Annotated in this window: 7 protein-coding genes; 4 read left to right on the top strand and 3 right to left on the bottom strand. The window is 37.5% G+C overall.

Going from position 1 to position 9,197, the window contains the following annotated elements; genetic code table 11:
* Positions 1-2,931 (bottom strand): S8 family serine peptidase (locus PN497_RS04725; protein ID WP_272109715.1); only part of this gene is annotated, 2,931 nt, incomplete at its 3' end.
* A gap of 305 nt (positions 2,932-3,236) precedes the next feature.
* Here PN497_RS04725 and PN497_RS04720 point away from each other — a divergent pair.
* Entirely contained in the window at positions 3,237-4,244 is a 1,008-nt protein-coding gene (locus tag PN497_RS04720) for a helix-turn-helix domain-containing protein (protein ID WP_096568459.1), read from the top strand.
* A gap of 1,159 nt (positions 4,245-5,403) precedes the next feature.
* On the opposite strand, the gene PN497_RS04715 is transcribed toward PN497_RS04720, so the two are convergent.
* Positions 5,404-6,348, bottom strand: a complete 945-nt coding sequence (locus tag PN497_RS04715; protein WP_096568456.1) for a putative 2-dehydropantoate 2-reductase — start codon at positions 6,346-6,348, stop codon at positions 5,404-5,406.
* A gap of 121 nt (positions 6,349-6,469) precedes the next feature.
* On the opposite strand from PN497_RS04715, the gene PN497_RS04710 reads away from it, so the two are divergent.
* The 3 genes from PN497_RS04710 (at position 6,470) to PN497_RS04700 (ending at position 8,195) form a co-directional block, all read left to right on the top strand.
* Positions 6,470-6,871 carry a fasciclin domain-containing protein gene (locus PN497_RS04710; RefSeq protein WP_096568451.1) on the top strand — a complete coding sequence of 134 codons (402 nt, stop codon included), beginning with the start codon at positions 6,470-6,472 and terminating at the stop codon, positions 6,869-6,871.
* A gap of 323 nt (positions 6,872-7,194) precedes the next feature.
* Positions 7,195-7,536 (top strand): hypothetical protein, encoded by a 342-nt coding sequence (locus PN497_RS04705; protein WP_096568448.1) that lies wholly within the window; start codon positions 7,195-7,197, stop codon positions 7,534-7,536.
* Positions 7,537-7,742: 206 nt separating this feature from the next.
* Positions 7,743-8,195, top strand: a complete 453-nt coding sequence (locus tag PN497_RS04700) for a DUF29 domain-containing protein (protein ID WP_096568445.1) — start codon at positions 7,743-7,745, stop codon at positions 8,193-8,195.
* 121 nt (positions 8,196-8,316) lie between these two features.
* Here PN497_RS04700 and PN497_RS04695 read toward each other — a convergent pair whose 3' ends face one another.
* On the bottom strand, positions 8,317-9,012 hold the full coding sequence (locus PN497_RS04695) for an HAD family hydrolase (protein WP_096568442.1): 696 nt from the start codon (positions 9,010-9,012) through the stop codon (positions 8,317-8,319).
* Positions 9,013-9,197 lie beyond the last annotated feature (185 nt).

The following is a 9,197-nucleotide window of genomic DNA, read 5'->3' as shown; positions in this document are numbered from 1 at the left end:
GGTGTAGCCTGTTCCTGATGTGACGGTGAGGATGGCAGTTTCTGCTCCTTCGACAAGGGTGTCATCAGTAACGTTCAGGTTGACTAAGGCTGTGCTAGAACCTGCGGCAAAGGTAACAGTAGTCGGAATGGTTGTGTAATCTGTGCCATTGGTGGCTGTTCCGGTCAAGGCAACGTTAACTGTTAAGCTGCTGGTGGTTAGACCTGTGCGGGTTAAGGTGTATTGTCCTGGGTTGGCAGGTTCGCCGGCACTAGAATCGTTCGCTACTACTGTGATTACAGGTAAAGTGGGAGTAGTAGAAGTTCCAATCAACAGAGACCAACCACCCGCAATACTTCCCGAATCACTACCCTCGTCATCCATAACGTAGAGACTCCAATTCCCGTTGGGGTTGGTATTGTTAAAGACAGAAAAGTCTGTACCATAGGGACCAACGGGGGCTGGAGAGTTAAATAAGTCTCCAGATTGAAAATTTGTTGGCTTATAGCTACCACTGGTAATCTGGCTGGAATCAGGCAGGTTAGCAGTAGCTGTGGGATCGAAAGTCAAGGTCACGTTCGCTAAATCATTGCTACCACCCACGTCAGACATCAAGATGGCTTTCGCACCAGTTGGACTCACTAACAGCACATCAATGTCATCAGACCAGGTGTGACTAAGATTCGTTAATGTGACTTTGAGGCTCGTAATGTTACCAGTTAATCCTGAAACATTGATAATTGAAGGATAGGGATTACCTGCACCAGAACTGGGAATGGTAATATTATTAGGGTTGGTGAAAATTGGTAAAGTTTCTTCCGAAACAATAGTTCCAGTTGCCGCACCCGGAGAACCACCGATATAACCCGTGCCGGAATTAACTGTTATGTTTACCGTCTCATTCTGAATTTCTGCTAATGTATCAGCAATCGGATCAACCACAACCGTTGCAGTTGTCGCATTAGCAGCAAAGGTGACAGTTCCCAGTTTCGTCGTCGGATTAAAGGTGACAGCACTACCTGTTAATACGTTGTAATCGGCCGGGTCGCTTCCCACCGGGGCGGCGTTTGCTATGCCACTCGCCCCGAAGTTAACGGTCAGGGGAGAACTTAGGTTTAAATTGGTGCGAGTAAAGGTATAAACCAAGTTAGTCGCACCGTCTTCTTGAACAGTGGCAGGACTGACACTGACAGTTACAGAAGGTAAGTTAGCTGCCGCCAAAGCATTAAAAACATTGAGGCGTTTTCCAGAAACCGTTTTACCGGCTAGAGCCGCAATAGAATCCCCCGTGTTCATCAAGGTATTTTTAACCTGCTGTGCCGTCCAGGTGGGATTTTGAGACCAGACTAAAGCCGCAGCCCCGGCAACGTGGGGACTAGCCATTGATGTGCCAGAAAGAGTTCCATAACTGTTGTTAGGCAGGGTGCTATAAATAGCTGAACCTGGTGCGCCTAAGTCCACACTGGTCAATCCATAGTTGGAGAAGGAAGACAGGCTATCAGTGTTTGTGGTGGAAGCAACAGAGATAATATTAGCTAGGTTGTAGGCAGCGGGATACATGGGATTGATATCTGCGTTAGCCGAACTATTACCCGCCGCCGCAATAAATAAAGCTCCCTGTTGTCCGGCGGTATTAATCGCATCATACAAAGCTTGGCTATAGCCGCCACCCCCCCAGGAGTTGTTGGTTATTTTCACGCCCTTGGCTGTGGCATAGTTAATTGCTAAAATGGCATTGGAAGTAGAACCCGAACCAGTATCGTCCAAAAACTTCAGGGGCATAATCTTGGCATTCCAGGCCACCCCTGTCACACCAACGCCGTTATTACCTTTACCAGCAATGGTTCCCGAAACATGGGTTCCGTGGCCATCAACATCACTGGGGTTGTTGTCATTATAGGCAAAGTCCCAGCCGCGAATATCGTCTATATATCCGTTATTGTCATTATCAATGCCATCATTGGCGATTTCTCCTGGATTAGTCCAAATGTTGCCTACTAGATCAGGGTGGTTATAATCAACTCCTGTATCAAGCACTCCTATGACCAGGTTGGGATTGCCTGTTTGGATATCCCAGGCTTCGGGAGCGTCAATATCTGCATCAGGAGTACCGCCACTTTGACCTGTGTTATGTAGTCCCCATAGTTGATTAAAACTGGGGTCATTGGGGAATGTAACTGCTTTGGTGACAATATAATCTGGCTCGATGTACTGGAATATGGGATTATTTTTGTGTGTAGCGAGGGCAGTTTCTACAGAGGTTTTTCCAGATAATGTCCATATTTGCGCCCCTGTCAGCTTAATGGTCTCTGTCTTGGCTACTCCCAGGGTGTTTTTAATCTCATTGGCTTGGGTGGTATTGATTCCGTCCTTGAATTTAACAATCAGTTTATTACTGGCATAAGCTGGTGGGTTAGGTGTATATTTTCCTACGGTATCTTGACTATTTCCGTTTGAGATGATAGGTGCAATTTCTAACGCTGGAGATGCTTCAATCAATCCAGTAGTGTATTCTAATACCCAGTCTCCACCTGATGCAGTATTACCAGTCAAGTCATCAGATGCAGCTACATCTGCCCCCGTCAACTGACTAATTTGCTGGACAAAAGTTTTACCCGCTAGTCCCTGAGCAACATTGGAACCATACAACAGAATATCTCCTGTGGCGGTGAGAGATTGACCCCACTGCTGCAATTGTGATGTGTAACTGCTGAGGTTTGCGGAGTTGAGTACAGTTGAACCAAGTGATAAACTACCTTCTGCCCCTTGAGAAATAATCTGAAGGCTATCAATGTCTCTAAGTCCTGATAAATTCTGAGTAATTTGCTGAATACCGTCCCGGTTGCCGTCGAGAAGAAACAACAGTGTACCAGGTTTAACGCTATTAACTATATTTTGATAGTCTGCAACATTGGGATCAATGAAAACAACGCTTTTAGTAGATTCTGCCATGACTATAATCCTGTTATTGAGTTGACGGTAAAATTTGCTATTTCTATGGATTATAACTAACTGCGTATCGACTTGCGTATCAAGAAATATTGACTTAATTACAACTTATTCTGACTTAGATAATTTCTCCGTTGGAAATAGCAAAATTTTTGACTTACTAACCTTTGCCATCTATCTACAGATAGATTGTGATCAAGAATAAATAATGAAAGAATATTATCTATAAAAGTCCGAAGTTTAACAAAATTCCCACTCAAAACTCGATTATTTCCATCAAAGGGTAAATTTTCAGATTAAGATTATTTATGCCAAGGTCACTCAGGGTTCATCACGACTATATTGATAAAGTTAAAATAGCAATTACACTCAATGGATACCCCAACCAAAAAGCATTAGCTCATGACACAGGATTGTCTCCTACGACAGTGAGCAGTTTCATCACTGGTAAACCTGTTGACTATACAACCTTTGAAGAACTATGTCGCACATTAAACCTCGACTGGCGAGAAATTGCTATCACTAATGAGGATGTACCCTTCAACAAAACCACAGTCCATACAAATATTAAAAAAAATATATTAAGTCAAGATTGGGGAACAGCAGTTGATATTTCAGCATTTTACGGACGCAGCGAAGAACTGACGCAGCTAAAGTCATATATTTTACAAGATGGCTGTCGCTTAGTCGCAGTAGTAGGTATGGGAGGAGTTGGTAAAACTACCTTTGTCACCCAACTAGCACAACAAATTCAAGATCAGTTTGATTATGTTTTTTGGCGTTCAGTACCTACCATCCCATCCTTTGATGATATGATTACTGATATGCTTTCCTTGATTTCCCATCACAAGGAAATTAAACCAGACATAAATCACCTAATTCATTATTTCCGTAACCATCAATGTCTAATCATCTTGGATAACCTAGATACAGCTTTAGATGCAGGTGATACTGAATATAATAATTTCCTACGCATAATTGCAGAAACAAACCATCACAGCTGTGTAATTTTTACTAGTCTAGAGAAACCTATCGAAGTCGCTTTTTTGGAGCAGTGGACATTATCAGTACGTTCCTTGACTTTGTTGGGTTCATCAGAAGTAGCCTTTTCCCTGCTCCAATCAAAACAACTATTGGGAACAGATGAACAAAAGTATAAATTATGTGATCTTTATGGTAATAATCCACTAAAAATTAAAATTGTTTCTCATACAATTATTGACTTATTTAATGGTGATCTTGAGAAATTCCTACAACAAAATACTTTATTAGTTAGTAATTATATTAACAGCTTGCTGAGACAGAGTCCAAAATAATTCATAATTCATATCATAATTCATAATTCAAATATGCAGACAAGAATATCATTGTTGAGCTAAATATAAACAAAAATTATGTTTTTGCGTTAATAGTTTTGATATACATAAGTCAACACAATTGAAGTTAAGATTTATTACAAAATAATTGAGAATTATTTTTATTAATTAACGAACTTGCAATACTTTCAGCCATTTGCTATAATTTGGGCAAATTTCATAATTGGGTTTTTATTGCCAATTTTGCATCTATCAAAAATCATGCTGCTACAATCCTTTATTTATAGTAGTTTCAGAAATTAACAGCCAAAAACAATACAACAACTTACAAAATAGCAGCAATTTGAGAGATCAATTTAGCGAAAAAATATCTAATATTTTGATATACCTTGATAGTAGCAAAAATGTACTATTGACAAATTAAAGAGTTTATGGTATATGAGGTTGATTTTTGCTGGTAGGGTAGGGGTTTAGCATTGCTAAACCCCTACTATCTGTCTAAGCATTCAGCCGTCAGTCATCAGCCATCAGCTATGAACCTGGAATATTGAAATCCCAAGAATGAAAAGAAACAGATACAGATAATTTTCCTGAAATTAAAACCTCTGAATCTTTGCTTTTGTAGTTATCGGCTGATTACTGAATACTGATAGCTGAATGCGTACCTCTGATCAAGCTTAATATCTTTCCTATTTATCCTTCATTAAATATTTAAAATTCTTCTGAATAAATTTACTATCATAGTGCTGACTGGACACATATCTGGATGAATTGATTATCTAAGAGCTATGTAGGATATAGGACTACTATTTGATTTTTGAAAAAACTCCGTACACCCAAATCATCTCAAACCCTATTCCCTATTCCCTATTCCCTATTCCCCGCCTCCACGGAAAATTTATAAATCAAATCGGAACACTATATGTTCTGTCAAGTAGTTCATCAACCTGGAAAGAATAACTCTTATTGATGTAAGAAATAACTTTGAGTATCAATTATCTCCAAGGAAAAATATCTCAAAGTTTGATCTCAAAATTTGCTCTCATCATTATCTTCCAGATATATTATTTTCATAGTAGAGGACTTTTCTAGTGGCTACAAGTCATCTCAATCGTAAACAAGTAATTACTACCTCTAAACAAATGTCACCTGTCACCTGTCACCTGTCACCTATATTTCTATTATCCAAAAATTTCAATTGTTGATATAAACAACGAATCAACGGTAAACTCACATCATGTTCTGCTGCTATTCTTAATGGGTTGCCAACTATTGCTTCTACTTCCAAAGGACGATTTTCATCAAAATCAATTTTCATGCTGGTGCGGTAGGGTTTCATTTTCACAGTATAATCTAACATTGTTTGAATAAAACTGTCAGGAATTATCCGCCCTGTACTTTTTGCCCCTAATTGTACTTCCTTCATCAATTGTTCAACTAATGTCCGAGTGTACATATCCGCCATTATTTCATCTGTTGTGGCATCCAAAATGACGGATAACCCATTATAGGGAATATTCCACATCAATTTTTTCCAACGTCCTAATAATAAATCTTCTGTTAATTCTATTTCAATTCCAGCATTTTCAAAGTCTTGAAAAATTGCTTTCATTCTCTCTGTAATTCCTACAGCATTATAATTAGTCGCATATTCACCCAAGGTAATTTTTCCATAGTCTAAATGATGTATATGTCCTGGGGCAATTTTGTTAGAACACAGAAAACATAAACCGCCTATAATATTAACGTTGCTGACAATTTGGGCAATTTCTGTTTCTATGCCTAAACCATTTTGTAATACTAAAACTATGCTATCATCTTTAACTAATGGTGGTAATATCTGTGTTAATATATGGTTTTGAGTGGTTTTTATTGACACAACTACCACATCGCAGCTAGGCATTTTCTCGACTTGATTGTAAACTTGCACTTGGGGTAAACGAAAGTCACCGTCTTTAGATTCAATAGTTAATCCATGTTTTATGACTTGTTGATAGTCGCTATTAACTAAAAAATGGACTTCATTACCAGCTTTTTGGAGTTTAGCACCGTAAAAACCGCCTAATGCACCTGTTCCTACAATTGCGTAACTTAAATTACCCATTTTATCTATAAAGGAATCTTACAAAAATCATAAGTTGTTATTTTACCAGGATTTTAACGTAATAAAACTTAAACATGATTTACTATTTTGTATAACCTTCAACAGATATGAGGTGACATGAATGGCTGATATTGTTGATATTGCAGTTAGTGCTGACAGTTTTAAAACTTTGGTAGTTGCTTTACAGGCTACGGGGTTGGTGGAAACTTTAAAAAGTCCTGGTCCTTTTACTGTTTTTGCACCTAATGATGATGCTTTTGCTAAGTTACCACCTGGTACAATTACTACTTTAGTACAGAATATTCCCCAGTTAACCAGAATTTTAACTTATCATGTTGTCCCAGGAAAGTTGACTCAGGCTGATTTAGCTAAACTGGGTACTGTGACTTCTGTGGAAGGTTCACCGATTAAAATTAATTGTGAAGATGGTTTTGAGGTGAAAAACGCCACTGTTATAGCAGCAGATATTGAGGCTGATAATGGTATCATTCACGTTTTAGATACTGTAATTTTGATGGGTTAAATATTCAGGAGTCAGTAGGGGCAAACCCCCTGTGGTTGCCCGTAAAGGAGTCAGAATGTTTAATTTAATAGACATCGGGTGAAAATTATGGTAGGGACAATTCATGAATTGTCCCTACTTTATAAGTATCTATGGCTAGGTTGTTTTTTGGTTAATTCTTTAAATTATGTAAAATAATTCAGATGATTACTCACTATTGCGCTAAGGTAAATTAAGACCACTAAATTAATAAATAAATGTTTCACTGGTAATTTAACTGGTAATCAAAATTTTCAACATAAGCTAACCCTATCATCACACCCTATCATCAGAAGTTCAAATTAATGCTCGATTTCCACACTTTAGCTGAATTTTCCCGTGCCAACTGTGCTGGTATATGTGCATTTCTCGTACCTGCAAATATTTTGGCTACTTTGTTAACAATTATCCTCACATTCTTAAACCGTCCTAAATTGCAAATATGGCAAGCTGCTGGTTTTGCAAGTATGTTTGCTTTGGTGATGATATTCCACGTCTATACTTGGTTTATGATTGGTGTGGTGATGTTACCAACTTTTATTTTACTAGGTTTAGCAATTACTTGTTTGTTGACTAATTTAATTGCTATTATCTGGCGCAGTAATGCTTTAAAATTGGGTTATTTCTGGAAGTCTATAAAAATTTAATTGATTGATTTATTCATTATCTGGGATTTTTGAATAGATTTTTGAATAAATTTTTGAATAAATTTTTGACTTAGATAATTTTGCTCTTTCCTATGCCTGATTTGGAAGATGTGAGAGAGCGATAAATTATTGAAAATTTACTTATGTTTATTTAAGAATTTATTGTATAATGTAATTAATATCAGATAAAGTCAGGAGAAATTTATATGCTGACTGAGACCACGAAAAAATTATATGATCAAGATTTTTACTTGTGGATACAAACTACAGTCAAATTGTTAAGTGAAGGAAAGCTAGAACAATTAGATATTGAGAATTTGATTGAAGAAATTGATAGTATAGGAAGGAGAGAAAAGAAAGAATTAAAAACTCGCCTAATAGTCCTAATAGAACATTTATTAAAACTGCAATATTGGACAGAAGAAAAAGATTATAATGCTAGAGGTTGGCGTAATACTGTTGTGGAACAAAGAAGACAAATAGCTTATAGTTTGGCAGATAGTCCTAGTTTGAAATCTATATTAAATGATGTATTTTTAGAATGTTATCAAGATGCGAGAAATGATACTTTGAGGAAATATGAACTACCTTCAGAACTATTTCCTGAAGATTCACCTTTCTCTTTATTGGACATTCTAAATGCAGATTTCCTACCTTAAAATTGAGTTGTAAGTTGAGTCTTAAATTGAGTCTTAAATTGATGGCGATCGCCACCTTTTGGGTAGCTATCGCTTTGTGAATTACAAACTAATTAAAAACTAATTAAAAACTAATTAAAAACTAATTTCCAAGCTTCATTTCTGAGAAAATAAAATCTACAGCAGCTTGTAAATTGGCAACAATTAAATCAGGTTGATAAGATTGTAATTGAGTGCGATCGCGGATTCCACTTTCTACACCTATCATCTTCACACCGTGTTTTTTAGCTGCTGTGATATCCGCTTCTGTGTCTCCCACCATCCAAGTTTCAGCACCGGGGGGAAGTTCTTTAATAGCTTTGGCCATTAACAGTGGTTTATCTTCAATATCACGGGTTTTTACATAATCGTTACTTAAACAATAACGTCTATTTTCTGGGAAGAATTGCCCTAAATTATACTTATCAAAAGCATAATCTAATTCTCGCACTCGGCGCATAGTCATGACAACTAAATCAACTCCTGCTTGTTGCACTTTGGTTAAAGCATCTAACGCACCAGGAACGAGAACATCATATTGAAAATAGGGTTGAGTGTGTACAGTTTGCTTACGAATTTTTGCAAATTCCTCCGCTTGTTCTGCATTTAAACCCGATTTTAAAGCAACTTCTTTTTCAGGAATGTGCGATCGCTTGAGTTGCCAAAATTCCGCTTTAGAAAGTTCTCTTACTTGTTGATCAGGATATTTGGTTTTTTCCAGACAAAGTTGATAAACTTGATAGTACCTTTCGGAAACGTCCATGATTGGACCATCAAAATCTGTAATCAGTCTCAGCATCAGTTTTGTTCATGGTAATTTTTTCATCATTATCTCAGGAATTGGTGATAGTTGACAGTTGACAGTTGACAGTTGATAGTTGATAGTTGATAGTTGACAGTTGACAGTTGACAGTTGATAGTTGATAGGGAAACATAAAATTGATTACCCAGTCACCAGTCACCAGTCACCAGTCACCAGTCACC

Origin of the sequence: Sphaerospermopsis kisseleviana CS-549, assembly GCF_028329225.1 — a bacterium.
In the GTDB taxonomy this organism is placed as follows: domain Bacteria; phylum Cyanobacteriota; class Cyanobacteriia; order Cyanobacteriales; family Nostocaceae; genus Sphaerospermopsis; species Sphaerospermopsis kisseleviana.
This window is presented reverse-complemented; position numbering and strand designations above follow the sequence as displayed.

Coding starts and splice junctions, on each gene's coding strand:
- PN497_RS04715 (WP_096568456.1), bottom strand. CDS start 6,348: ATGGGTAATTTAAGTTACGCAATTGTAGGAACAGGTGCATTAGGCGGT.
- PN497_RS04720 (WP_096568459.1), top strand. CDS start 3,237: ATGCCAAGGTCACTCAGGGTTCATCACGACTATATTGATAAAGTTAAA.
- PN497_RS04710 (WP_096568451.1), top strand. CDS start 6,470: ATGGCTGATATTGTTGATATTGCAGTTAGTGCTGACAGTTTTAAAACT.
- PN497_RS04700 (WP_096568445.1), top strand. CDS start 7,743: ATGCTGACTGAGACCACGAAAAAATTATATGATCAAGATTTTTACTTG.
- PN497_RS04705 (WP_096568448.1), top strand. CDS start 7,195: ATGCTCGATTTCCACACTTTAGCTGAATTTTCCCGTGCCAACTGTGCT.
- PN497_RS04695 (WP_096568442.1), bottom strand. CDS start 9,012: ATGCTGAGACTGATTACAGATTTTGATGGTCCAATCATGGACGTTTCC.